This is a genomic window from Cronobacter turicensis (genome assembly GCF_041222865.1).
Lineage (GTDB): Bacteria > Pseudomonadota > Gammaproteobacteria > Enterobacterales > Enterobacteriaceae > Cronobacter > Cronobacter turicensis.
In genome coordinates this window covers 4237645-4262975 of the sequence record NZ_CP165997.1, presented here as the reverse complement: position 1 = coordinate 4262975, position 25331 = coordinate 4237645, and the positions used below count along the sequence as shown (strand labels likewise).

19 protein-coding genes and 3 pseudogenes are annotated in these 25331 nt (G+C 53.5%); 18 read left to right on the top strand and 4 right to left on the bottom strand.

Features of this window, described 5'->3' with window-relative positions:
- The first annotated feature begins 47 nt into the window (after positions 1-47).
- The 17 genes and pseudogenes from AB8W27_RS20280 to AB8W27_RS20200 all read left to right on the top strand — a co-directional run bounded on the left by AB8W27_RS20280 (position 48) and on the right by AB8W27_RS20200 (position 21340).
- On the top strand, positions 48-710 hold the full coding sequence (locus tag AB8W27_RS20280; protein ID WP_041923047.1) for an ankyrin repeat domain-containing protein: 663 nt from the start codon (positions 48-50) through the stop codon (positions 708-710).
- 175 nt (positions 711-885) lie between these two features.
- Positions 886-4920, top strand: coding sequence for an RHS repeat-associated core domain-containing protein (locus AB8W27_RS20275; RefSeq protein WP_041923048.1), 4035 nt, complete (start codon positions 886-888; stop codon positions 4918-4920).
- Entirely contained in the window at positions 4896-5990 is a 1095-nt protein-coding gene (locus tag AB8W27_RS20270) for a hypothetical protein (protein ID WP_041923049.1), read from the top strand. Before AB8W27_RS20275 ends, AB8W27_RS20270 begins: the two co-directional genes overlap by 25 nt.
- A 38-nt stretch (positions 5991-6028) precedes the next feature.
- The gene (locus AB8W27_RS20265; RefSeq protein WP_012814788.1) at positions 6029-6568 is read left to right on the top strand and encodes a DUF4303 domain-containing protein; all 540 of its coding nucleotides are present in this window, start codon (positions 6029-6031) and stop codon (positions 6566-6568) included.
- A gap of 67 nt (positions 6569-6635) precedes the next feature.
- Complete coding sequence (locus AB8W27_RS20260; RefSeq protein ID WP_041923050.1) at positions 6636-7070, top strand: hypothetical protein; 435 nt, start codon at positions 6636-6638, stop codon at positions 7068-7070.
- Positions 7071-7186: 116 nt separating this feature from the next.
- On the top strand, positions 7187-7705 hold the full coding sequence (locus AB8W27_RS20255) for a hypothetical protein (protein ID WP_041923051.1): 519 nt from the start codon (positions 7187-7189) through the stop codon (positions 7703-7705).
- Between the two features lie 709 nt (positions 7706-8414).
- On the top strand, positions 8415-10346 hold the full coding sequence (locus AB8W27_RS20250; RefSeq protein WP_283986395.1) for a type VI secretion system tip protein TssI/VgrG: 1932 nt from the start codon (positions 8415-8417) through the stop codon (positions 10344-10346).
- On the top strand, positions 10343-10774 hold the full coding sequence (locus tag AB8W27_RS20245) for a DcrB-related protein (protein WP_012814792.1): 432 nt from the start codon (positions 10343-10345) through the stop codon (positions 10772-10774). Before AB8W27_RS20250 ends, AB8W27_RS20245 begins: the two co-directional genes overlap by 4 nt.
- A gap of 2 nt (positions 10775-10776) precedes the next feature.
- Positions 10777-15348, top strand: a complete 4572-nt coding sequence (locus tag AB8W27_RS20240) for an RHS repeat-associated core domain-containing protein (protein WP_012814793.1) — start codon at positions 10777-10779, stop codon at positions 15346-15348.
- 12 nt (positions 15349-15360) lie between these two features.
- Complete coding sequence (locus AB8W27_RS20235; RefSeq protein ID WP_012814794.1) at positions 15361-16317, top strand: hypothetical protein; 957 nt, start codon at positions 15361-15363, stop codon at positions 16315-16317.
- 36 nt (positions 16318-16353) lie between these two features.
- Positions 16354-17915, top strand: a pseudogene (locus AB8W27_RS20230) (RHS repeat-associated core domain-containing protein).
- Entirely contained in the window at positions 17900-18304 is a 405-nt protein-coding gene (locus tag AB8W27_RS20225) for an SMI1/KNR4 family protein (protein ID WP_012814797.1), read from the top strand. The pseudogene AB8W27_RS20230 and the gene AB8W27_RS20225 overlap by 16 nt, the downstream one beginning before the upstream one ends.
- A 222-nt stretch (positions 18305-18526) precedes the next feature.
- Positions 18527-18985 (top strand): annotated as a pseudogene (locus AB8W27_RS20220) (hypothetical protein); the annotation flags it as partial.
- 29 nt (positions 18986-19014) lie between these two features.
- Positions 19015-19137, top strand: coding sequence for an RHS domain-containing protein (locus tag AB8W27_RS20215; protein WP_012814799.1), 123 nt, complete (start codon positions 19015-19017; stop codon positions 19135-19137).
- Between the two features lie 49 nt (positions 19138-19186).
- The gene (locus tag AB8W27_RS20210; RefSeq protein ID WP_012814800.1) at positions 19187-19789 is read left to right on the top strand and encodes a DUF6707 family protein; all 603 of its coding nucleotides are present in this window, start codon (positions 19187-19189) and stop codon (positions 19787-19789) included.
- 594 nt (positions 19790-20383) lie between these two features.
- Positions 20384-20506: pseudogene (locus AB8W27_RS20205) on the top strand (SMI1/KNR4 family protein); the annotation flags it as partial.
- A 444-nt stretch (positions 20507-20950) separates the two neighbouring features.
- Positions 20951-21340 carry a DcrB-related protein gene (locus AB8W27_RS20200; protein WP_012814802.1) on the top strand — a complete coding sequence of 130 codons (390 nt, stop codon included), beginning with the start codon at positions 20951-20953 and terminating at the stop codon, positions 21338-21340.
- A gap of 60 nt (positions 21341-21400) precedes the next feature.
- On the opposite strand, the gene tpiA is transcribed toward AB8W27_RS20200, so the two are convergent.
- Both tpiA and AB8W27_RS20190 read right to left on the bottom strand, forming a co-directional pair.
- Entirely contained in the window at positions 21401-22168 is a 768-nt protein-coding gene (gene tpiA / locus AB8W27_RS20195) for a triose-phosphate isomerase (protein ID WP_041924091.1), read from the bottom strand.
- A 106-nt stretch (positions 22169-22274) separates the two neighbouring features.
- Entirely contained in the window at positions 22275-22874 is a 600-nt protein-coding gene (locus tag AB8W27_RS20190) for a YiiQ family protein (RefSeq protein WP_012814804.1), read from the bottom strand.
- A 114-nt stretch (positions 22875-22988) separates the two neighbouring features.
- On the opposite strand from AB8W27_RS20190, the gene AB8W27_RS20185 reads away from it, so the two are divergent.
- The gene (locus AB8W27_RS20185) at positions 22989-23408 is read left to right on the top strand and encodes a DUF805 domain-containing protein (RefSeq protein WP_007766068.1); all 420 of its coding nucleotides are present in this window, start codon (positions 22989-22991) and stop codon (positions 23406-23408) included.
- Here AB8W27_RS20185 and fpr read toward each other — a convergent pair whose 3' ends face one another.
- Both fpr and glpX read right to left on the bottom strand, forming a co-directional pair.
- A complete protein-coding gene (gene fpr, locus AB8W27_RS20180) occupies positions 23409-24155 on the bottom strand; it encodes a ferredoxin--NADP(+) reductase (RefSeq protein ID WP_041923053.1) in 747 nt (248 codons plus the stop codon).
- A 93-nt stretch (positions 24156-24248) separates the two neighbouring features.
- On the bottom strand, positions 24249-25259 hold the full coding sequence (gene glpX, locus AB8W27_RS20175) for a class II fructose-bisphosphatase (RefSeq protein ID WP_041923054.1): 1011 nt from the start codon (positions 25257-25259) through the stop codon (positions 24249-24251).
- Positions 25260-25331: the final 72 nt, after the last annotated feature.

Below are 25331 nucleotides of genomic sequence, written 5' to 3'. Positions count from 1 at the left end.
GGCTGGCACTCTTCTCCGTAGTAATACCTGGTCATGGAAGTACGAATATGAAACAAGCAGCGCCGGAAGTTTATTTTAGCGGTACGCAATTACAGCTTGCTCAGGCTATTGCCGAGCACAATCTTTCCGAAGTTAATGCATTAGCGAAAAGCACAAATTTAAATAAACCCGGCAGTCAGGAAATGACCTTGCTGATGTATGCGCTGTTAGAAGCCACCAATGGCGATGCGAAATCGCTGGATATTGTGACCGATCTGGTGAAAGCGGGCGCGGATCCGCTACAGGAGATCCCGGATTTCGGCAGCCCGGCGGCCGTAATGGCGAGCTCCAATAATCCGGCCTACATTAAAGCCCTGATCGCGGGCGGCCTCAGCCCGAACGCCATGACCAACTACCAGCCTTTAATTTTTAACTCGGCAACGGAAAATTCCTTTTCGGTTTTAAAATATCTGTTATCCGCAGGCGCGGATATCAATAAAACCGACAGCGCAGGGAAAACGGTGCTTATGGTGGCGCTCGCCGATATGGAGCTGGATCAGGTGGAATATCTGTTAAATCATGGCGCAAATCCCAATATCGTCACCCCGGCGGGCATGAGTTTTAGCTCAATGCTGCAGAGCGTCATGAAGCGCGAGAGCGACAGCGGTAGCCGAACCGTCAATAAGCTTGAGGAAATTCGCAGGCTGGCAATCAGTAAAGGAATGAAATAACTTCACCGTTCTTTTATATTCCCCGATAAATTTTCATTCTATCCGCGTCGCGTTCAGAAATGAGCGTGGCGCGTATTATTTAAATCATCCTTACGTTAATTTTACGGTTTATTGCGCAAAGCAATAAACCTGACGACTTTTATTCAGAACACGCAATCCATCGCAGGGAATTTACATGGCGACAGGAAATACTATTGGTAAATTACAATATGCGCCGGCACCGAAAGGCAAGGTTGCGGCTGGCAGCGCTAACCCGCCTAAAAAGAAAAGCTGGTGGGGCGACTGGGGCGATATTGTACACACCGGGCTGGATGTCTTAGGGGCGGTGCCGGTACTGGGCGTGGTGGCGGATGGCGCTAACGCGGCGATTTATGCCGCCGAAGGCGACTACGGCAACGCGGCGTTATCTGCGGCGTCAGCGGCGGCGAACTTCGTACCGGGCGGCGGCGCGGCGTTTAAAGCCGGTAAAATGGCGGCGAAAGCTGGTAAAGCGATAGAGGCGGCCAGCGCGACGAAAGGGCTGGTAAAAGAAACCGCGAAACTCGCCGAAAAATCCGCGTTTAAAGCGGAAAAAGCGGCAGCCAAAGCCGAAGGAAAAGCCGCCAAAGAAGGCGCAGAGGAAACGGTAAAGGCGAAGAAAGCGGGCAGCGAGAAAGGCGGCAGCGATAAAGGCAAAGCGAAAAAAGAGACCGAACCGTGCAAAATCCCGAATACCGCCGCGGTCGAGCCGCTGGTCGGCAGCCCGGTTAACGCCATTCTGGGCATCAAAGTGCTGTTCGGTAACGAAGATAACGATTTTGCCTTTCCGGCATCCGTGCCGCTTAACTGGCAGCGGTATTACTTTTCCGATGAAATCGGCAACGGCTGGCTCGGGCAGGGGTGGTTTTTACCGCTGTCGCTGGAGGTTCGCGCGCAGGATGACATCCTGCTGTTTATCGACGAGCAAGGGCGTGAAATCGAGTTCCCGTGGCCAGAGCCGGGCCATCCGCCCAGGCTGCACCGCTATGAACAGCTCTCGCTGTCGCAGCCTCAGCCAGGCGAGTTTCGTATTTTTACCGCCGATGAAGCGCGCTGCTGGCATTTTACGCACCAGGCGCAGCCGGGCCGCTGGCTGCTCACGGCGATAAGCGACCGGCATGACAACCGTTTAACGCTGCACCACAACGCGCATCATCAGCCTGAACAGATAACCGACAGCGCCGGACGGCGGTTTTTCGTCCATTTTGCCAGGCTCACCCTTGCGGATAACGACACGGCTGAACGTATCGTCGGCGTCAGCGTCTGCCACCCCTCCGACCCGCTTCACGCCGAAAGCCTCTGCCGCTACGACTACTCGCCGCAGGGCGATCTCATCGCCGTCAGAAATGGCCAGGGCGAGGTGCTGCGCGAATTCCGTTACCGCAACCACATCATGGTGGCGCACCGCCGCGCGGGCGAAATGGAGTGTTTCTACCACTACGATAAACACGAACCGTCCGGGAAAGTGCTGGCGCATCGCGACAGCCTGGGCGGCGAATGGCGCTTTGAATATGGCGCCGCCAGCACCACAGTGACCGATGCGTCAGGGCGCGTGACGCGGTACGAATATGACGACAACCATGAGCTGCTGGGCTATCAGGACGCCGCTGGCGGCTATACCCGGTTCCGTCGCAACGTTCGCGGGCAAATGACGCAGCTGACCGACCCGGCAGGCCGCGTCACGCGCTACCGTTACGATGAGCGCGGCAACTGTACCGCCGTGACCGAGCCGGACGGGCAGATGACGCGCATCGATTACCACGAGCGCTGGAATCTGCCGGTGCGTGTTACCGATATGCAGGGCGGTACACGCGAATATGCGTATGACGTCGCCGGCAATCTGATTCGTTTCATGGATGAACTGGGCCGTATCACGGAATATAACCACGACGATCGCGGCAACCTGGTGCGCATTCGCGATGCGGCGTCGGGTATTCAGCGTCTCTCCTGGAACAGCGCGGATTTTCTTATCAGCCACACCGATTGTTCGGGGCGTACCACCACCTTCGGCTATGACAAATATGGCTGGCTGAAAGAGCAGATCGACGCGGCGGGCAACCGCACGCTGATTAACAACCGGCAGGATGGCCTGCCGCGGAGTATTGTTCACCCGGATGGCGCGACGGAGACCTTTGAGTTTGACCGCTGGCAGCGCCTTACCGCCTGGCGCGACGCGCAGGGGCAGCTCACGCAATGGAAACTGGCGCCGGATGGCCTGCCGCTGGCGCGTACCGATGCGCTCGGGCATCAGGTGAAATATGAATATGATCTGGCGCGCCGCCTGACCACGTTGATAAATGAAAACGGCGCGCGTTATGAGATGGAATATGACCTGCGCGACAATCTTATCCGCGAGACCGGGTTTGACGGCTGCACCACCCGTTACCGCTATGACGCGGGCGGTTTCCCGACGGTGCGCGAGGAAGAAGGCAACGGAGACGGCACCGTCATCCGCACGCATTACCAGCGTGACGAGGCCGGGAGGTTGCTGGAAAAACTGGTCGCGCGCAGCGGCGAGGACCAGTGGCAGCGCACGCGTTACCGGTATGATTCCCTTGGGCGGTTGATTGCGGGCATCAACCACGGCGGCCGCGTGGAGCTGGAGTGGGACGCCGCCGGACAGCTGACGCTCGAACGTAACCTTATTCGCGGCGTCAGCCATGAATTACGTCATCAGTATGACGAGCTCGGCAACCGCACCGTCACCACCCTGCCGGATGGCCGCGAGCTGAAAAACTTCTACTACGGCAGCGGCCACCGTATTCAGGTGAACCTCGGCAGCCGGGTTATCAGCGAAAGCGAGCGCGATGTGCTGCACCGGGAAGTTCGCCGCACGCAGGGCACCATCAGCAGCGAGTATGTCCATGATGAAATGGGGCGGCTGGTCAGCCAGCGCGCGGGGCGTAACGGGAAAATCGCGGTCGCGCGTGATTACGCCTGGCGGCGCGACGGCCAGCTGTTGCAGATGGTGGATAAATACACGGGCGAGCATCGCTACGACTACGATGCGCTGGGCCGGCTGACCCGCGCCCGCGAAGAGCATTTCGCCTTCGACCCGGCTCATAACCTCCTGAGCGACACCAGCGCGCCGCCGCTGCACGACAACCGCCTGCGCGTGTATGAGGACAAACGCTGGGATTACGATAATTTCGGCAATGTCACCGCCAAACATATCGCCCGGCACACCACGCAGCGGTTCCGGTGGAACGCGGAGCATCAACTGGCAGAATCCGTCACGGTGCGTAACGGTGCCGGGCAGCGCACCACCTACGGTTATGACGCCTTCGGCAGACGCAGCTGGAAGCAGGACGCGTTCGGCGTGACGACCTTTGTGTGGGACGGCAACCGCCTGCTGAGTGAATCACGCGGCGGGCGCAGCCACCTGTGGATTTACGAAGACGACAGCTTCGCGCCGCTGGCGCAAATCAGTCTGGGCACGGGCGACACCGAACACGACGCAGAGGTGTACTGGTATCACAATGATGTGTCGGGGATGCCGCGCGAGCTGACCGGCGCGGGCGGCGAAATCGCCTGGCGGGCCGAATACCGCGCCTGGGGCAACACGCTTCGCGTGGAGCACATCGGGACACGCGCCGGCGAGCCGGTGTATCAGCCGTTGCGCTACCAGGGGCAGTATTTTGATGCCGAGACGGGTTTGCACTATAACCGTTTCCGCTACTATGATCCGGATGCGGGGCGCTTTATCAGCCAGGACCCGATAGGGCTCGCGGGCGGGATAAACCTTTACCAGTATGCGCCGAATCCGCTGGTGTGGGTGGATCCGCTGGGGTTGACTCGTGGAAAGACATACATTGTTACTCGTAACATGAGCGCAGCTGAAGCTGACCTGACCAAAAGTGCTGGAGGATTAGTTCCAGGAATGACTAATGGTCGTCCTGACCGACGGGCAAAGTGGATTAATATTGATGGTGCCAATTACGATGCAACTACTAATCCTAAGCCTACCCATCAAGCCCGTTTTGAAATTACTCAAGAAGGATACGATATGCTTAATGGCGGGAAAGTTACTGATGCTGGAAGAGAATCAGCCCAAACAAAAAATATTCTTTCCAAACCGAACGAGCCAGGAGCGAGAGGCATCGGATCTGACATGATAGATGATTTCAATAAGCATATAAAAAGCGTTAGTGTAGAGGAAATACAAAAATGCAAAAAGAAAAGAAAGAGATAGTTGTTTGTGTCGATAAAATGTTCAAAGATTACTTTTCTTGTTTAATGCGAAAAGAGATTGGAGATAATATTTATTTTGATAATTTTGAATATTCTTCTTGTGATGATAATACGACTCAACTGTTTTTCAAAAAAAATGAAGATGAAACCTTTTGTGAATGGGATTTAGAGTTGCAGCCTGAAGATCCTCATTATAAATATGATCCTGACACAACTATTCTCCTTAAGGATAAATATCCATTGCTGAACGTCTATGATGAACAGGTTTTTCATCATATCATTTTTTCGGTTAACTCTGTAACAACAGTTCCTGAGATAAACCAGTATAATCGTATAAATGCATTTATGAAGATGTATTGTTTCTTCCAGTTATCAAATATGAAGAAAAATGAGAATGATGTATCTGTATTTATAAAACATAGAAAATTTCTATTTCGATATTTTTTGATTTCCCATCCCGTTAATGAAGAAACTTTAAATGCATTTACTATAAGTGATTTGGGAAAAATTATTCACACTGCTTCAAATGTTGCATTAAAAGATTATGCCTCTGACTATTATGACTTTTATATAGAAAATTATGAGAAACTATCAGCAGAAATTGCTATTGATAAAGACGAAATAGAAGCTGCCAAGTGTTTACATCTGTCTCTTATCGATATGATTGAGAATGGTGGCTTCACGCTGAAAATTCCCTCTCCAGATGTCTCTATCGATATGAATCTGGTCAACGATTCAAGCTATTTCATTAAGGCTTACCTCGATAATAAGCAGATCATCATACGCGATGTTGTTAATCTTCTTAATGGGGGAAATTCCCACAGTGAATATTGCCTGAACTTCATTTTACAGAACTTTGTAATTTATATCCTCAGTAAGGATTTCGGAGAGATCTATCACTTCTTAAATTGCTTTTCTGAATTAGAGCAGAAGCGCGCGATCGTCAATCTTTTATTTAAAAATGCTATTTTTATTAAAGCAATAATGGATGAGAAGTTAATGGCCTGGGATAATATTAAAGATATAGCCTATTTATTTGATGACGAAGCGAAAAAGATGTACAGACTTTGATTATCAGATTGACGTTATAGTAATTCTGGAAGTTGGATATGAATTCGTGGCATAATGATCAGCAAGAAATACTTAATCTTTTAATCCAGCAAGAGTTTTCCGCTTTATACGAAAAATATCAGGATGATGAAATTTATGCTGTCGTTTTAGTGTTAGATGACGATGCTCTTTCAAGCTATATGGCTATATCTACAAAGGAAAGCATTGGAAATATGCATAAGGGCATTGAGTGGGAGGGTTATTCCTGGGTGCTTGGTTTTTTTGATGATAATGATGATGTCGGCGTCCGTTCTTTCACGACTATAATGATGGAGCATTATAATAAACATATCCTTCCTTTACTGCCTGAAGGATATGACTTTGATCCTGAAAGAGGAAGAAATATTAATCTCTATGTAAATGCCATGAAAAAGGCAAAACAACAGCTATGTCTCTCTCTCGGCAGTAACGTAAATAATATTGTCTTTTATATTACTATCCCCGGCGAACCGGAAATTGATCATGCTTCTGCTATGGAAATCAATGAGCCTTCAGAAAATCTGAATTGGTTCATTAAGACTTATAAGTATTTTTTATAAAAGTAATCGACCGTAATTTATTAAATAAAAGCTACATCCCTGCCATACCGCGCATTCAAGGACTGATATGATGCCTTTAACGCTCATACTGCTTCATCCCAAAAAGCTCTTACCTTTTCTGGTCCTCTGTAGCCTGGGGGCGTTCGCTGATGAAAGGTTTTCCGGCCAGTGGGAAGGCGAGAATGAGGCAGGATCTGTGCTAACGCTGGACCTGAAGCAAAACGCGCAGGTGATAAACGGCACTTACTGTTACATCACGCAGCGCGGCAACCGTATCGACTGTACTGCGCCCGGGGATAACAATCTGCACGGCATCATTGCGGGCAATCGGGCCGATGTAATGTTTGATTCCTCTTTCGGCGGCGTTAACGGGCAGGCGAGTCTTGAGCTTGAAGGCGACAGGATGACGTGGCGGCTCATCAAGGTTCCTGTAAAAGGTGGCTATTATGCGCCGCAAACATTTACCCTGACTCGTAACCGTGATGGTATGCAATCCAGGTAACGGTATTACACTGATAAACCACTACCTGCTGCCTGTCCGACGTTAATAAGATGATTCATAGTGAATACATGGAACCCCCACGTCAGACAAATTAACAACCCTCCCTTAAGGATAATATGTTTTTCATTCGTCATACCGGAAAGATGATTACCGCTGCGTTAATAACAATGTTAATGCTTAGCGGCGCTTCAGCTACTACGCCCTCCGCCAGCCTCTGGACGTTTATTGCGGCGATGCGCTCATCCTTAGCGGATATCAACATCGCCACGCTTAACCACGCGCCTTTAAAATTTCAGCTGGATTCTCAGAACGAATACATCAACTTTTACCGGGCGGAAGATGTCGCGTTTACTGCGCCAGGGAAGCTGACCGATATTGAATTGCGGCTGAGCAGAGATCCGCATGAGAAAACGCTGCTGTTTATCTCTCACTGGCAGGGGCCGTGCCTGACGCTTAACGAGATTAAACAGCATTACCCGGTGTTGACGATAACCGACACTCCACGCGGCCATTCGCAAAACGAAGTGACCAGTTACACCACGCCTGCCGGTGCGTCTGGCGAAGCCGTCACGTTCAGCTTTACCGCGAAAGCGCCAGATTGCTTAAACGACGTCATTATTAGCCGGGAGAAGTAACGCCCGGCGCGCAGCCTGAGCGATGATGCCGGTACGACGAGGCGCCCTGCGCTCGCCAGTGAACTTTCAAAGCCGCACGCCGCAGAGGCACAAATCCCCAGCATCATGCAGAGCAATTCCCATGCGCCGGGGTAAATAATCCGTTATTTGCTCAACCCACCATTATTAGTGGTTCCCTTAAGCTAAATATTATCCTTTCATATAAAAAGCCTTTCCCAGCGCGGTCAGTAAAAGAAAATCCTCTTTCTTTCATGAATATTTCAGCGCGTGATTAGTGACGTCCTCCATAAAAACAGCCTGCTGTTCCCCGGAATTTATGCCAGCTATCAACCTCTACCCGTACTGGAATCAGAATAGTCTGTATATTCAGAATAATGGCGGTTTTTCGATGAGTCACTTGTTGGTATATTTACACAGCGCACGCGCGTCGTTTGTATATGGCCTTTATTGCCGCTTCGTTACCTGACATTTCCTGATATGGCTTAACCTCGATCGAGGCTATGGCAGCGGTAGCCGTATTATGAAATTTCATGTCGCCTGCAATATGAAATTAACTAAAACTGCAAAGTGTTTCTGGCAGAGTGTCTGCTGCGCGGCCAGAAGCCTGAAAGGTATGCGTCATTTGCTGCTGTGCTGTGATTTACGGGCATAGCCAGGTGGGTGTCTCCGGCTCTGGTATGCACCGCATATACACATAGGGATGGAAGTTATGTTTAACCGAATCACCGTTCAGCTCCCGGTCGAGGGGCTGCTTTTCTGGAAACTCTCCGGGCGCGAGGCGCTGTCGGAGCCGTTCATGTTCACCCTGACGCTGCTCGGCACTGACGCGCGCGCCGACCGCAGCGCGCTGCTGGGCCAGCCGGTGACGGTGACCATCCCGACCCAGGCGCTGATGACGCCGCGCTACCTTAACGGCAAGGTGACCCGCGTGGCGGTGACCGCCGTGGAGCTCTCCGGCACCCGCTACGCCGCCTACGAGCTGACGGTGGAGCCGGACCTGTGGCCGATGCATCGCGACCGCAACCTGCGTATCTTCCAGGGCCAGACGGTGCCGCAGATAGTGAAAACGCTGCTGGGCGAAAGCCGGGTGAATATGGAAGAGCGTCTGTCGGGCAGCTACCGGGTCTGGGAGTACTGCGTGCAGTACCAGGAGAGCAGCCTCGATTTCATCAGCCGCCTGCTGGAGCTGGAGGGCATCACCTATCACTTCCGCCACGAGCAGGACCGCCACACGCTGGTGCTCACTGACGCCCCCGGTCAGTACGAGCCGTTCCCCGGCTACGAGACCATTCCGTATCACGTCACCCCATCAGGCGGCAGCACAGACGAAGAGGGCATCAGCCAGTGGGCGCTGGAGGACAGCGTGACGCCGGGCATCTACAGCCTCGATGACTACGACTTCCGCAAGCCGAACGCGTGGCTGTTCCAGGCAAGGCAGAACCCGCTGTCGCCGCAGCCGGGGAGCATTGACGTCTACGACTGGCCGGGCCGCTTTGTGGAGCACGGCCACGGCGAGTTCTACGCCCGTATCCGCCAGGAGCGCTGGCAGGTGGAGCACCGCCAGACCCAGGGCTCCGGCACCGCGCTGGGCATCGCGCCGGGCCACACCTTTGTGCTGCGCAACGCGCCGTTCTTCGGGGATAACGGCGAGTACCTGACCACGGTGGCGCATTACCGCTTCGAGGAAAACCGCTACGCCAGCGGGCCGGACAGCAACACCCTCCACGAAATCCGCTTTGAAGTGATACCGGCGGACGTGCCGTACCGCCCGTCGCAGAAGACGCCGTGGCCCAGAACTTACGGCCCGCAGACGGCGAAGGTGGTCGGCCCGCAGGGCGAAAGCATCTGGACCGACAAATATGGCCGGGTGAAGGTGAAATTCCACTGGGACCGCCTCGGCAAGGGCGACGACACCAGCTCCGGCTGGGTGCGTGTGTCGAGCGCGTGGGCGGGCCAGGGTTTTGGCGGGGTGCAGATACCGCGCGTGGGCGACGAAGTGGTGGTGGATTTCATCAACGGTGACCCGGACCGTCCGCTGATTACCGGTCGCGTGTATAACGAAGCGAGCATGCCGCCGTGGGCGCTGCCGGCGGCGGCGACACAGATGGGCTTTTTAAGCCGCTCGAAGGACGGCTCGCCGGACAACGCCAACGCCCTGCGCTTTGAAGACAAGGCGGGCGAGGAGCAGGTGTGGCTGCAGGCCGAGCGCAATCTCGATACCAAAGTGAAAAAAGATGAAACCCACAGCGTCGGCGGCTCGCGGGTGGTTGCTATCAAGCAGGACTACACCGGCAAAGTCGAAGGTAAGCAAGAACACGCCATTCAGATGAGCCGCAATGAGCTGGTCGGCGGGCAGTACGACATCAAAGGCCAGGGCACGGTGACCATTTCTTCTGCGACCGGCATCCGCCTGGTCACGGGTGATTCGGTACTGGAGATGGGGGCGAACGGTGAAGTCAATCTCTACTGTACAAAATTCGCGATTAACGCCAGCGGCACAGGGCAAATCAATACCGGCGGCACGCTCGATCTGAACCTCAAGAAGCAACCGGACAAAGCGACAAGCGTCGCGCCGACGCCTGCGGATATCCAGAACGAAGTGGCAAAAACATTTAATTCCGACGGAGAAGGGCAGGCATGAGCCAGGTGAAATATACGTTATCAGAAGGGACGCTGACGCTGCCGGAAGCCGTGCAGGATCGCAGCATGACGATATTGTCACTGCCGAAAGCGGGGGCCTCTCTGGTGCTGACGCGCGCCTGGGACGTCAAGCCCGGCGAAGAAGAGACTTACCTGAAAAGCCAGGTCGCCAAAATCAAACGCGACATGAAAAAGTTCACCGGCGGCGACGTGACTGACACCCGGATGGGCAGCAGGCCCGCGCAGGAAGTCACGATGCGTTTTGAAAACCACGGCGTGACGGTTTATGAACAGCTGGCGACCACGATGCTTGAGGATCACCTGCTGGTCATGGCGATGAGCCGCACCGCGCCGTTTGATGAAGACGCGCTGGCGATATGGGAATCCATTAAAGCGGGTCTGGAATTTACGCCTGGAGAGGGAGCATAAGCGTGTCTGAACCGTTAGCTGCCCGTTATCAGGACCCGCTCATCCACAGCTCTCTGCTCGCCGATGTCGTCAGCGGTGTGGTCGAAGGCGCCATTTGTCTTGCTGCGTTTACGGCGGGTGCGGCGATGATGACAACGGGGCTTGGCACGGTCGCAGGCGTTGTACTGATTGCCGCTGTTTTCGGCAGCGGCATCGCGGAAGAGGCAGGCGATCTGGTCGGCCAGGGTGTTGATGCCGTGCTGGATTTCTTCGGCTGGCGTGGGCCACCGGATGCCTTTATTACCAGTGGCTCGCACAACGTTCATATCATGGATCTCCCTGCCGCCCGTGCGGCGGGTACGGTCGATCATGATTATCTCAATACGCCTATCCCGGCAGAGAGCTTTGCCGATAAGGCGAAGGCGTTCGCGATAAACACGGCGGTTACCATTCTCGAAGTGGCGCAGTTTACGCTGCACCCGTTTGATAATCTGGCTGCGGGAGCCGACGCGATTGCGAGCAGCGGCTGGCAGGGCGTGAAAAATTTCGCGGGCAGCGTCTGGGATAACTTAACCCAGCCGGTCGTGGCGGGGGCCAGCCCTTTTGCTAAAGAAGCGCCGCTGGATACTGTCGAGTGCACCAAAGGCCATACGATCACCGGCGGTAACTTCCTGGCGGAAGGTTCGAAAAAAGTGCTGATCAACGGTCAGCCCGCGTGCCGTGATGGCGATCGCAGCACCTGCGAAGCAAAGATAAAAGTTAAAGAAAACACGCGTGTGCGCATCGGCGGCGAAAGCATTGTGGTGCGCGATATCCGCAGCGGTAAAAATTTCTGGGCGCGGCTTATCGGTAACGCCATCGGCAGCCTTGGACCGGGAATATTGCGCAATCTCAGTAAAGGGATGTTAAAGGCGATATTCAGCCGCCAGATCCTGAAAACCTTTTGCTGTCAGCTCGCCGCCGATCTCGGCATGGGATTAACCACGTTCGGGCTGATTCAGGCGGGGAAAGTGGGCAGCGAAGCGCGCCACACGCAGCACCCGGTGGATATCGCCAGCGGCGCGAAAATCCTCGCGGGCGGCGAAGACCGCGATTTCACGCTGGAAGACCGCATTCCGCTCATCTGGCAGCGTGTTTACAACAGCCGCAATCTGGCGACCGGTATGCTCGGTACCGGCTGGCTGCTGCCGTTTGAGACCCGCTTCTTCCGTCTTGAGAACAATCAGTTTATCTGGCGCGATATGTCGGGCCGCGATCTGGGCTTCGGCGAGCTGACCCCCGGCGACGTGGTGGATTATCTCGAAGACGGCGTCACGCTCTATTACACCGTCAGCGGCACGCTGATGCTCCAGATGACGAGCGGCGAATATCACGTCTACGAACCGGACCCGACGCGTCCGGGCGAGTGGCGGCTGTTCCGCATCTACGATCGTCACGAAAACTGCCAGTATTACAGCTGGGATGAACACGGCAGGCTGGCGCGCATTTCCGGCGACAACGAAGCGCTGGATGTCGAACTTGCCTACGAGAAATCGCATGGCCGTCTCGCCAGCGTGCACCAGGTATGCAACGGCGAGCGCCGCCTGCTGGTGACTTATGGCTATAACGAAAACGGCCAGTTGATCGAGGTCACCGACGCGGACGGCATCGTCACGCGCCGCTTCGGCTGGGATCGCGCCAGCGACATGATGGGCTGGCACAGCTACTCCACCAACCTCAGCGTGCATTATCAGTGGCAGCCCGCCGCCGATGCGCCCAACTGGCGCGTGTGCAGTTATCAGGTGCTGGACGACCAGGACAACGTGCTGGAGCGCTGGCGCATCGACGCCGACGAGGCGAAACGCTGCGCCACGGTAAGCTGCGACGCGGGTTTCTCGACGCGCCACTGCTGGGATTTCCTCTACCGCATCACGGAATACACCGACCGCCACGGCGGCGTGTGGCGCTACGAGTGGGCAGATTATGCCGAGCTGCTGAAAGCGGCCACCACGCCGGACGGCAGCCGCTGGGTGTATGGCTACGACGAGCACGGCAACCTGACGGAAGTGCGCGATCCGCTCGGCAACAGCACATTCACCACGTGGCACCCGGTGTTCGCGTTCCCGGTGAAGGAAGTGCTGCCGGACGGCGCCGCCTGGCAGTATGAATACAATGCGCGCGGCGATGTGGTGGCGCTCACCGACCCGAAAGGCGGCGTGACGCGCTTTGAGTGGAACGAGCAGGGCGACCTGGTTCAGCAGACCGACGCGCTGAACAACACGCACCGGTTCTGGTGGAACGAGCGCGGACAGCTGGTGCGCGACGAGGACTGCTCCGGCAACCAGAGCCAGCGGCTTTACGACGACGCGGGGCGGCCGCTCAGCGCCAGCGACGCCGAAGGCAACACCGACCGCTGGGCGCTGACCGCGGCGGGGCGTCTGCGCACCTGGCGACGGGCGGACGGCCGCGAGACGCACTACGAATATGACAACGCCGGGCTGCTCTGCGGGCAGGACGACGACGGGCTGCGCGAGCGCAAGGTAACGCGCAACGCGCGCGGGCAGGTGGTGAGCGCCGCCGACCCGGCAGGCCATCTGACGCGCCTGCGCTATGACCGTTTTGGCCGTCTGACGACGCTGGTGAACCCGAACCGCGAAAGCTGGCGGTTTGAGTATGACGCCGCGGGCCGCCTGACGGGCCAGCGCGACTACGCGGGCCGCCTGACGGAATACCGCCACGACGCGCTGGGCCAGGTGACGGAGGTGATCCGCCATCCGCTGCCGGGCAGCCCGGACGCGCCGCTGGTCACCGCGTTTGAATATGACGTGCTGGGCCGCCTGACTGCGCGGGAAACCGCAGAGCACCGCACCGAATACCGCCACGACACGCTGTCGCTGGAAATCCGCCGCGCCACGCGCGCCGAATGGCGGCAGGCGCTGCTGGAAGAGCGCGAACCGGCGTGGGACGCCGTGCTGGTCTTCACCCGCAATGCCGCGGGCGAACTGGTGAGTGAGGAGAACCACGGCGGGAAGTTTGAGTATGAGTACGACGCGCTGGGCAACCTCAGCAGTACAACGTTTCCGGATGGCCGGGAGCTCGCCACCCTGCGCTACGGCACCGGCCACCTGCTGGAGATGCAGCTGCGCCACGGCGGGGCCACGCACACGCTGGCGGCATACGGCCGCGACCGCCTGCACCGGGAAATATCCCGCAGCCAGGGTGTGCTCTCACAGGAGACCCGTTACGATTCCGCAGGCCGCGTCACCCAGCGCACGGTGCTGGATGCGCGACGCGAACTGGTGTTCGAGCGTCGCTACCGCTGGGACCGCACCGACCAGATAGTCCAGCAGATACACACTGACTCAACCCCTGCCACGCCGGGCGAGAAATACAGCCAGTACCTGTGGGGCTACGATGCCGCGGGCCAGGTCACAAAAGCTGTCGAACCGCAGAAAGAAGAGCGCTTCTTCTGGGACGCCGCGGGCAACCGCACTGAGGAGCACCGCAACCCGGTGTGGCACAACCTGCTGCTGCGCCTCGACGGACTGAAGCTGGATTACGACGGGTTCGGGCGACTCACGCGCCGTCAGGATAAAAGCGGCGTAGTGCAGCATTTTGCCTACGACGATGAGCAGCGGGTAAAAGAGATTCGGTTTGAGGGGAACACGAAGTTCCGCCGGGTGGAATACCGCTACGACCCGCTGGGGCGACGCACGCATAAAATCCTGTGGCGCTACGGAGAGAAAGACCCGGAAACCATCCGCTTCGACTGGCAGGGTTTACAGCTTGCAGGTGAACAGAGCGACCGGGAGCCTGACCACTACGTTCAGTACGTTTACACCGAAGGCAGCTACGAACCGCTGGCGCGGGTCGACAGTGTGTATGACGACTGTGAGATTTACTGGTACCACACCGAACTCAACGGCCTGCCGGAGCGGGTTACCGACGCGAACGGCCAGACCGTCTGGCGCGGACAGTTCAGCACCTGGGGCGAAACCGAACGCGAGCTCAGCGTGCCGCAGTGGCAGGTGCCGCAGAACTTACGCTTCCAGGGCCAGTACCTCGACCGTGAAAGCGGGCTGCATTACAACCTCTTCCGCTATTACGACCCGGTTGCCGGGCGTTACACCCAGATGGACCCGATTGGGCTTCTTGGTGGGATTAATACTTATGGATATGTGCCGGACCCATTAACTTGGGTAGATCCGCTTGGTCTGTGCTTCAGTAAGCGCTTGGGTGATTTTGGTGAATCCCATGTTAAATCTCAGCTCGAACGCTCAGGAAATTATGCAGATGTTTTTTCAGTGCAAAATAAATCTAATAACGGTATTGATTTAGTCGGCTTAAGACATGACGGGAAATATGACTTCTTTGAAGTAAAAACAAATACAACCGGATCTGTCGGCAAATTAAGTGATCGGCAGCTAAGTTCAAAAGATTTTATTGAAACTGTTCTTGGAACAGATGTCCGGAAAGGAGGCTATGACCTTAACGGGCACAGAGTCAATGATATGTTGGATAATATAGGTGATACTTATGTTGTCGATGTTTTCGTTGAAAGAGCCTCTAATGGGCGTTGGTTTGTTTCAAAGTATTTGATGAGTATTTGGGAGTAACGGAGTCAATAAATGAAGAAACTAATTAAAGAAATTGACGGTATTGTTAACTACGTCACCAAAGATGAGAAGCAGTCATATGAAGACCTTAACGAGAGATTAGCCCGTTACCTGGAAGGGGAAACAGATCTTTCATATAAGTATTTTGTAAATGAAAAGGTAGGCTATCGTGTTGTACAAGAAGATATAGCCTCTGCCCTTTCGAGGAAATTTGACGAGTTTGCTGTATATGCAAAGGATTTCTACGCCAATAAAGATGAAGATAGCTTCAATAAGTTAATTAATATTTATTATATTCAACTGCTCGCAGTAACATCAGCTCTATTTATGAAAAAGAGGTTGCCTGCGTTTTTGGATTCCAATATCAGTTCTTTAGGCTTACTTTCTTTTGTTTTTTTTAAAAAAGAAGAACAGTTTAATGTTATGAAATACCTTTACTTTTTTCTTGAAAATAAAGTAAATGAGGCTAAGAGTAAAGGTAATCAAAATTTGGCTCGCTGTGAGGCGGGACATAGCATTCTTCCATTGTTCATTGCGGTAGGTAATGATTTTTTTGAAATAAAAAAAGACTTTATACCTTTTAAAGACTTGTTTGATGGGAATGGTGTTTCCCTTAGTGAGGAAGTTACAGAAAATTTCAATGAGATATATGATTTCGCTTATAATAATTTTTTAAGTGATGACGCTGAGGTTGTGAATAAGGTCTTTACCTCTTTGGGGGATTTTCACGCTGAAAACTGTCGTAAAGATTCCAAAAAGTTTTATGTCTTTGATGCTACTGAATGGCAGTTTTTACCAAGTGAAATTTTATGTTTATTAAAAATAAGAGTCAATGCTGGTAAGGACATTGATTTTGTTTCTCATCCGACCATTGATATTTTTAAGCCTTTCATAAAAAAAGGCGATTTTACTTTAACCAGTGAAAATATAAAATTTAGAGATGTGATTTATAAGAATCTCCTAAATTAAAGTTTGCATTGTCTTATGTTTTAATTTTCCTTAACCATAAGTTCATTTAAGCCTGGCCGCGCGGGAAAAATCTCCCCACCCGCGCTGCGCTACGGCACCGGCCACCTGCTGGAGATGCAGCTGCGCCACGGCGGGGCCACGCACACGCTGGCGGCGTACGGTCGTGACCGTCTGCACCGGGAAATTTCCCGCAGCCAGGGCGTGCTAGCGCAGGAAACCCGTTACGACTCCGCAGGCCGCGTCACGCAGCGCACGGTGCTGGATGCGCGCCGCGAGCTGGTGTTCGAGCGCCGCTACCGCTGGGACCGCACCGACCAGATAGTCCAGCAGATACACACCGACGCGACTCCGGCGACGCCGGGCGAAAAATACAGCCAGTACCTGTGGGGCTACGATGCCGCGGGCCAGGTCACAAAAGCCGTCGAACCGCAGCGAGAAGAGCACTTCTTCTGGGACCCGACGGGCAACCGCACCGAGGAGCACCGCAACCCGGTATGGCACAACCTGCTGCTGCGCCTCGACGGGCTGAAGCTCGATTATGACGGGTTCGGGCGGCTGATTCAGCGGCGGGATAAGTTTGGTGTTATCCAGCAGTTCTCGTATGACGATGAGCAGCGGGTAAGGGAAATCACCTTCACCGGTCATGCGGAATTCAAAAAAGTGGAATACCGCTACGACCCGCTTGGCCGACGCACGCACAAGATTCTCTGGCGCTATAACGACCCGCAGCCGGAAACCATCCGCTTCGACTGGCAGGGCCTGCAACTGGCCGGTGAACAGAGCGACCGCGAGCCGGACCACTACGTTCAGACGTTTACACCGAGGGCAGCTACGAGCCGCTGGCGCGCGTCGACAGCGTTTTCGACGACTGCGAGATTTACTGGTACCACACCGAACTCAACGGCCTGCCGGAGCGGGTGACCGATGCGGACGGCCAGACCGTCTGGCGCGGGCAGTTCAGCACCTGGGGTGAAACGGAGCGCGAACTCAGCGTGCCGCAGTGGCAGGTGCCGCAGAACCTGCGCTTCCAGGGCCAGTACCTCGACCGCGAAAGCGGGCTGCATTACAACCTGTTCCGCTATTACGACCCGGTGGCGGGGCGTTATACCCAGATGGACCCGATTGGGTTAGCGGGCGGGATAAATACGTATGCTTACGTGGGTGATCCGCTGACGTGGGTGGACCCGTTGGGGCTTGCTGTTGATCCATTAGTTAAATTAGAAGAACGTGGCTATAGCGGCGTAGTTAAAACACCTGGTGGAGGGTTAGATTATTCAAATAGTAACGCGCTTTATAATAAAAAGCCGGGTGTGAATCCTATTGTGAAAATAGAGTACTCTGGTGATTATGCAATTGACTTTGAACGGGCTAATTATGAGGCTGGTTTAAACCAAAAAACTACCCCAAGTGGTTATGTCTGGCATCATCTTGATGACTATGATGCGGAAACGAATAAAGGCACGATGCAGCTTGTTGAAAAGCCGTCACACCGTGGTATTAATCATAATGGTGGGGTGAGTCAGTATAAAGCTGCGACGGGTAAACAATATGTACATCCAGGTCGTTTTAGGAGTAAAGGAACATGCAACATATTATAGTGGATTCAGAAATAGGTTTAACGCAAGAAGACTTTGTAGAGCTTGAAAAAAAATTCAACTGGAAGTTTCCGAAGACTTTTAAAGAATTTTACCTCAATAACAACGGAGGTGAGCTAGCGGATGAATATGCTGATAATGATTTTTTACTAAGTGGTTTTATTCCTTTCAAATATGGTTCTGCTCCAATAGAAAGAACCTATAAGGATTTGGTTGATGATTTTCCAGAGCTGAAAGATTTTGTTCCCTTTGCTGATGACCAGGGCGGCAACTGTTTCCTCATTTCAATGCGCAAAAAGGATTACGGGAAAGTATATATATGGTTAATGGATGAAAAAGAGTTGGCATTCGTTATTGATTCATTTGATGCCTTAATTAATGAAATAGAGTAATCGACCTAGCCTAGGTGTAATCATGCCTAGGCTTGTCTACATAGTTCCTTATAATTAAGTATGTTAGTTATATGAGCTCAATATATATTAAAGTAAAATCCCGTTGAGCTGTATTGCAGACTAATAAACCAGCACGCAGTCGGCCCATTAACCACTTTTGGGGCTTGATAAAGCTATTTAGCCCAAAATGTACTTCTAAATAGGTCATCATCATTCTGATTGCACCCGGTGTTCGCGTTCCCGGTGAAGGAAGTGCTGCCGGACGGCGCCGCCTGGCAGTATGAATACAACCCGCGCGGCGATGTGGTGGCGCTCACCGACCCGGCGGGACACCTGACGCGCCTGCGCTACGACCGCTTCGGCCGTCTGACGACGCTGGTGAACCCGAACCGCGAAAGCTGGCGGTTTGAGTATGACGCCGCAGGCCGCCTGACGGGCCAGCGGGACTACGCGGGCCGCCTGACGGAATACCGCCATGACGCGCTGGGCCAGGTGACGGAGGTGATCCGCCATCCGCTGCCGGGCAGCCCGGACGCGCCGCTGGTAACCGCGTTTGAATATGACGTGCTGGGGCGTCTCACCGCCCGGGAAACTGCAGAGCACCGCACCGAGTACCGCCACGACACGCTGTCGCTGGAAATCCGCCGCGCCACGCGCGCCGAATGGCGGCAGGCGCTGCTCACACCGAACCCAACGGCCTGCCGGAGCGGGTGACGGACGCAGACGGCCAGACCGTCTGGCGCGGGCAGTTCAGCACCTGGGGCGAAACCGAACGCGAACTCAGCGTGCCGCAGTGGCAGGTGCCGCAGAACCTGCGCTTCCAGGGCCAGTAAACCGTTCCCGGATAAACTAAAATTAAAGTTGAATAATAAGGTAGCTGAAATGACATTGAAAAATATTTTAAGCGAGTTATCTGATAAAAATTTAGCAATAAAAAATGCTATAAGCCTTTTGCCATCCAAGAGTATTAAGACTGACAAGACTATCGTTGAGACGCTAACAAAATTAGCTTACTATTTGTTTATTGCTGAGAAAGAGCACGAGGCGATGGTAATTTGTGATGAATTAGCAAATATAAAATTTAATAATGACTATGATTACTGGGCTTGGGTTGAATATGTTTTATGTTTACGCATAGAGCTAAGCTTGAAGCTTATAAATCCCGAAAAGAAAGAAATATCAATAACTATCATAAAAGAAGCTCTGGATTCAGGTGAAGGGTTGGTGAAAAAAATTAGAAATCAGGTTCATAAGCGATTTATGAACGGTGAGGAATTTAGTATAAATGAAGTCGAGAGTAAGAATTATGACGCGGAATTTGAAGCAAGAATGATTTGTCTGATGAAATTACTCAAGGCAAAAGCCTTCGGTGGTTCAGATTTTTTTAATCCCAACTTCGTTAATGCAGAGGTCAAAAAGAATTTAAAAATATTAAAGGCAATGCTAAGTGATCTTGATAGGAATGAACTCATCCCATTTACGTGATGTATGGGGTTATATAAGTTACTTTTCTCTTGTTGTCTTAATGATTGAGCTTACGTCTTCGGCCAGCTTGATTTCATTAAGTAAAACTTAACCTTATAAGAAAAGTTTCTGCAATTTAATGATTGATATTTAAAATGGGCTTAAGCCATTTAAATGTAACTTTTGGTTGAAAAGTGTTGGTTGTAATGCTCAATTTTGGTGAGTATTATCTGAGGCGGTAGTGCATATTACTGGATTTTTTAAGAAATAGTAACCATAGAGAGCCGCTGTCTGTGCTCATAGCTATTGTTAACATTATTATTTCTACAGTGTAAAAGGAATATCACGACACATAACATCTCAAGGAAAAATGTCAGAAATTAAAGATAAATCAAGGATGGCTGAAAGCCCTGATGATGAGGTCTTATCTCAATTATACGGGCATTAAAACATGCAGCTGCATATTATTAAGCTCAAGATATGGTTCCCCAAAAAGGCGTATAGATTGTTATTCTTTCCAGAATAATTTACAGGGTGCGCTAACGCATTGTTCGAAACACAGGAACCTCACTGCGTCAGGACTTTGCTCTGAAGTTGACAGATACATCGAGGACGTTTTTCCTGTCATTAAAAGAAAGCGACTACGGTTGTGTCTATCTCTATGCACAAGATGGCGATGCCCTCTTTGAGATTGCAGACTCATTTGATGATTTTATACGTGCCTTATACTGGCTTTAAATGCGCCTATTTTCAGGATAAAGGCGAGATAGCGCCCGGCGGCTTTTTCTTTTTTTATCGCCTTTCAACCATTATCAGCCTGATTTAACCTGCCGCTTTTTATCAATTAATGCTTATCTGTTGCCGCATGGGTTATATTGCCTGATCATATACACAGTAAAATTATAAAAAAATATCAACTTATGGCAGCTTTTGCATAACCGCAGAGCATATAACCCACTGTCTCTGTTGAAGAAATTTCACATAAGGCAGGAAATTTCCGTCAGGTCTTTTAATTGGCAGACGAAACGCGTTATCCTCTGCCGGAAATGAGTTTTATCTTAACGTAAATAAATCCATCAGTATTGTGAGCTCTTTATTATGTCGGTCACCCGTGCGGTGCCGTGTTTTCTTTTTTAGCAGGTAGCAGAGCGTGTTACGCCCAAAATAGATAAAGACTAAGTTATGAATTTATTCCCCGTTAGTGACAGTAACGTAAGTGAATTAACCTTTGTTGTTTCCCGAACCTCTGCCAATGCGGATGATAAAGTCCATGCCGTCGCGGCCCGCATCGTCAGAGAAATGGAAACGTCTCTACCCGACTTCCGTCTGCAATCAACGGAAATGACCATTATCGACGGCGAACCGGCGGTCGATATGTTTTATCAGTATATGGAAGACAATACGCCGGTGTTCCAGCGCCAGACGGTGATTCTGATAAATGATGCGCAGGAAGGCAAAAAAATGGTGTGCTATATCGGCACCTGCCTTGGTGAGTTTCTGGAGTCACATCACTGGCAGTATCAGGAAATTATGCAGAGTATTAAGTTTCACCGTCAGCGAAAAAGCGCCTGAGGACGTGTGTAGCGCAGGGAAGGGATGAAAGAGCGCCGCCCGAATGAGCGGCGCAGAGTATTACGCTTTTTTCGCTTCTTCAGCGGCTTTCACGATAACCGCGAACGCGTCCGCCTTCAGAGAGGCGCCGCCAACCAGCGCGCCGTCGATGTCCGGCTGGGTGAAGAGTTCTGCCGCGTTAGCCGCGTTTACAGAACCGCCGTACTGAATGATAACCTGCTCGGCGACTTTCGCGTCAGCTTTGGCGATGTGGTCACGGATGAACTTGTGAACCGCCTGCGCCTGGGCCGGGGTAGCGGATTTGCCGGTACCGATAGCCCATACGGGTTCGTAAGCAATCACAACGCCTTCGAACGCGGCGGCGCCCTGGGTTTTCAGCACGGCGTCAAGCTGACGTGCGCACACTTCTTCCGTTTTGCCCGCTTCGTTTTCGGCTTCGGTTTCACCGATGCACAGTACCGGAACCAGACCCTGCGCTTTCAGCACGGCGAATTTCTTCGCGATCAGCTCGTCAGATTCCGCGTGATAAGTACGACGCTCGGAGTGGCCGATAATGATGTATTTCGCGCCGATATCTTTAAGCATTTCAGCGGAAGTTTCACCGGTGAACGCGCCGGAGAGGTTAACGTCGACGTTCTGAGCGCCAAGAATGATGTGGCTGCCAGCGGCGGCTTGCTTCGCCAGATCCAGATACATCGCCGGCGGGGCGATCGCTACGTCACAGCCAGATACGCCAGCCAGCTCTTTACGCAGGTTAGCTACCAGCTCGTTTACCATGTGGCGGCTGCCGTTCAGTTTCCAGTTACCCATCACTAAAGGATGTCGCATTTTCATTCTCCACGCGCTAAGCGAATTAAGGAATATTGCTGCCTGTCAGGCAGCGCGGTCTGTGAAACAGTATAGAGATTCGAACCTGGAAAGGCTTTGCTTTTTGTCATTTATTGCTCCCTTCCAGCGTTTGCGATAGCGCCAGCTTAATCGGTTCAACAGCGAAGGTCAGGCCCTTTTCGCCGCTGTCTGCCACTATATAACGAATCGCGCCCTCCGCCTGGCTGAAGTAGCGTTTGCCCTTGCCATCGGTCAGTAAGCGCGTCAGCCGCTGCTGGCTCTGCGCTTTGCCCATTTTCGGCGTGAAACTCCTGAGCAGCGCCGCCATATACTCCAGCGCTTTGGCTTTCGCGGCTTTCTGCTCCGGCCCCTGAATGGGCAGCCAGGTTATCTGGATGCTTTTGATTTTCAGCGTGCCGCGCTCCAGCGCCGTGGAGGCATAGAGATTTTCATTAATTTTGCTGGCCGCGCGCATCAGATTGACCTTATCGCCTTTCACGTCGATGGCGCGAAATTCATTGAGCGGCAGTGCAGGGTTGTCGGCATTGAACCGTTCGCGAAACTGGGAAATCGAGAGGTCAAAGGTGGGCGAGCCGGGCAGCAGGTATGGCGCGGTCGGCGTCAGCGTCTGTGGGTCGGTTTCGGCATCGGCGAAGCACGCCGCCAGCGGCAGCGTCAGAAAAAGAAGATAAAACAGCGGCTTCATGATTCACCTTTCCCGGTTGCGTATCACAGCGATTAAAACCATATCGGGCTGGCTTGTCAAAACCCGTCCGCACCAGGGTAAACTGTGCGCCACGCACACAGTAAGGTTTACGCTATGACCCTTCAGCAGTGGTTATTCTCTTTTAAAGGCCGTATTGGCCGCCGTGATTTTTGGGTATGGATGGCGCTTTGGGTAGCGTCGATGATTATCCTTTTTACCCTGACAGGCAACGATTTACTCAATACGCAGACCGCGGCTTTTATGCTGGTTTGTCTGCTCTGGCCGACGGCGGCGGTAGTGGTGAAACGCCTCCACGACCGCGGCAAATCGGGCGCGTGGGCGCTGTTGATGATCCTCGCGTGGATGCTGCTCGCCGGTAACTGGGCAGTGCTGGGCGGCGTCTGGCAGTGGGCCGTGGGGCGCTTCATCCCGACGCTTATCATGGTCATGATGGTGCTGGACCTGGGCGCGTTTCTTGGCACCCAGGGCGAGAACAAATACGGCAAAGAAACGCTGGATGTGAAGTACCGCTGATTACCAGTAGTGCTCCGCCGTCATATGTCCAGGTCGGCGGCGCAGATGCTTCGCCATCTGGCGGGTATCTTTCAGCAACTGCTGCGTATCGCGCACCATCTGCGGGTTACCGCACAGCATGACGTGACTGGTCGCGGTGTCCATCGGCAGCCCGACCGCCTCTTCCAGCGCGCCGCTCTCAATCAGCGCCGGCACGCGCCCGGTCAGCGAGCCAGAGACCGTTTCACGGCTCACCACCGTCTGTACCCGTAACTTGCCTTCGTAGCGCTGTTGCAGCTCCAGCATCAGCGGTAAGTAGCTCAAATCCTGGGCGTAGCGCACCGCGTGCACCAGCACGATATTTTTGAAGCGCTCCAGATCTTTGCCTTCCTGCAGAATCGACAGATACGGGCCGATGGCGGTGCCGGTCGCCAGCATCCATAACGTCTCGCACTCGGGAATTTCTTCCAGCACGAAAAAGCCCGCCGCGTCGCTCACCACCATCACTTCATCACCGGGCTGCATCGCGTGCAGCCTTGGGCTGAGTTTGCCCTCCGGCACCGTCACCAGATAAAACTCCAGATCCGGGTTGCCCGGCGCGTTGACGTAAGAATAGGCGCGCTGCACGCGCTCGCCGTCAATCTCAAGACCCAGCTTGGTGAATTGTCCGGCGGTGAAAGGCGCGACAGGGGCGTTAACCACGAGACTGAAGAGAGAATCGGTCCAGTGCTGAACCCGAACCACTTTACCTGTAACCCAATCCGCCATGTTTCGCTCCTGTGTTAACTGTTGCTTTATCTTCGCCAGCGCCGCGTGGCATTTCCAGCCCGAACGGGCCGGAAAGCTCATTCAGACAAACGATTACAGAATGTGCGTCTGGATCTCCGGGTCTTTGCGATCGAGATAGTGAATCGACTGAATACGACGAATGGTGCGCGATTTGCCGCGGATCAGCAGCGTCTCGGTGGTGGCGATATTGCCCTTGCGGGTAATGCCATCCAGCAGATCGCCTTTGGTGATGCCGGTCGCCGAGAAAATCACGTTATCGTTATGCGCCATCTCATCAAGCTTCAGCACGTTGCCCGCCACGATGCCCATCGCCTGGCAGCGCGCCAGCTCCTGCTCGCCGATGCGGCGGTTTTCCGGCGTGTCGCCTTTCACGATGTGGCGCGCCAGCAGACGGCCCTGCATATCGCCATCCAGCGCGCGGATTACCGCCGCCGAGACCACGCCTTCCGGCGCGCCGCCGATGCCGTACAGCACGTCGACTTCGCTATCCGGCATGCAGGTCAGAATAGAGGCCGCCACGTCGCCGTCGGGAATGGCGAATACGCGCACGCCGAGCTGTTGCATCTGCGCGATGACCGCATCGTGGCGTGGTTTGGCAAGAATGGTGACGGTGAGTTCGCTAAGCGATTTACCGAGCGCGGCGGCGATGTTTTTCAGGTTCTGCTCAAGCGGCAGATTGAGGTCGATAACGCCTTTCGCGCCGGGGCCGACAATCAGCTTTTCCATATACATATCGGGCGCGTTCAGGAAACTGCCCTTATCGCCCACGGCCAGCACCGCCAGCGCGTTAGCCTGGCCCATCGCCGTCATGCGCGTGCCTTCAATAGGATCGACCGCGATATCGACCGCATCGCCGTTACCGGTGCCGACCTTCTCGCCGATGTAGAGCATCGGCGCTTCATCGATTTCTCCTTCGCCAATCACAATCTGCCCGTCAATATCGACTTTATTGAGCATAATGCGCATGGCGTTAACGGCCGCGCCGTCGGCGAGGTTTTTATCGCCGCGTCCCAGCCACTTGTACCCGGCCAGCGCCGCCGCTTCGGTGACGCGTGAAAATTCGATGGCAAGTTCTCGTTTCATGACTCTTTTCCGCAAGATTAACTGCGTCGGAGTGTAGCACAGAGCGGGTAACGGCTGTTACGGAGGGGCTGA

Bases quoted from the DNA above. Each gene is read 5' to 3' on its own strand.
- AB8W27_RS20275 (WP_041923048.1), top strand. From the start codon at position 886: ATGGCGACAGGAAATACTATTGGTAAATTACAATATGCGCCGGCACCG.
- AB8W27_RS20185 (WP_007766068.1), top strand. From the start codon at position 22,989: ATGACCCTTCAGCAGTGGTTATTCTCTTTTAAAGGCCGTATTGGCCGC.
- AB8W27_RS20270 (WP_041923049.1), top strand. From the start codon at position 4,896: ATGCAAAAAGAAAAGAAAGAGATAGTTGTTTGTGTCGATAAAATGTTC.
- AB8W27_RS20245 (WP_012814792.1), top strand. From the start codon at position 10,343: ATGAGCCAGGTGAAATATACGTTATCAGAAGGGACGCTGACGCTGCCG.
- AB8W27_RS20255 (WP_041923051.1), top strand. From the start codon at position 7,187: ATGTTTTTCATTCGTCATACCGGAAAGATGATTACCGCTGCGTTAATA.
- AB8W27_RS20265 (WP_012814788.1), top strand. From the start codon at position 6,029: ATGAATTCGTGGCATAATGATCAGCAAGAAATACTTAATCTTTTAATC.
- AB8W27_RS20250 (WP_283986395.1), top strand. From the start codon at position 8,415: ATGTTTAACCGAATCACCGTTCAGCTCCCGGTCGAGGGGCTGCTTTTC.
- AB8W27_RS20210 (WP_012814800.1), top strand. From the start codon at position 19,187: ATGACATTGAAAAATATTTTAAGCGAGTTATCTGATAAAAATTTAGCA.
- tpiA (WP_041924091.1), bottom strand. From the start codon at position 22,168: ATGCGACATCCTTTAGTGATGGGTAACTGGAAACTGAACGGCAGCCGC.
- fpr (WP_041923053.1), bottom strand. From the start codon at position 24,155: ATGGCGGATTGGGTTACAGGTAAAGTGGTTCGGGTTCAGCACTGGACC.
- AB8W27_RS20280 (WP_041923047.1), top strand. From the start codon at position 48: ATGAAACAAGCAGCGCCGGAAGTTTATTTTAGCGGTACGCAATTACAG.
- AB8W27_RS20225 (WP_012814797.1), top strand. From the start codon at position 17,900: ATGCAACATATTATAGTGGATTCAGAAATAGGTTTAACGCAAGAAGAC.
- AB8W27_RS20190 (WP_012814804.1), bottom strand. From the start codon at position 22,874: ATGAAGCCGCTGTTTTATCTTCTTTTTCTGACGCTGCCGCTGGCGGCG.
- glpX (WP_041923054.1), bottom strand. From the start codon at position 25,259: ATGAAACGAGAACTTGCCATCGAATTTTCACGCGTCACCGAAGCGGCG.
- AB8W27_RS20200 (WP_012814802.1), top strand. From the start codon at position 20,951: ATGAATTTATTCCCCGTTAGTGACAGTAACGTAAGTGAATTAACCTTT.
- AB8W27_RS20235 (WP_012814794.1), top strand. From the start codon at position 15,361: ATGAAGAAACTAATTAAAGAAATTGACGGTATTGTTAACTACGTCACC.
- AB8W27_RS20260 (WP_041923050.1), top strand. From the start codon at position 6,636: ATGATGCCTTTAACGCTCATACTGCTTCATCCCAAAAAGCTCTTACCT.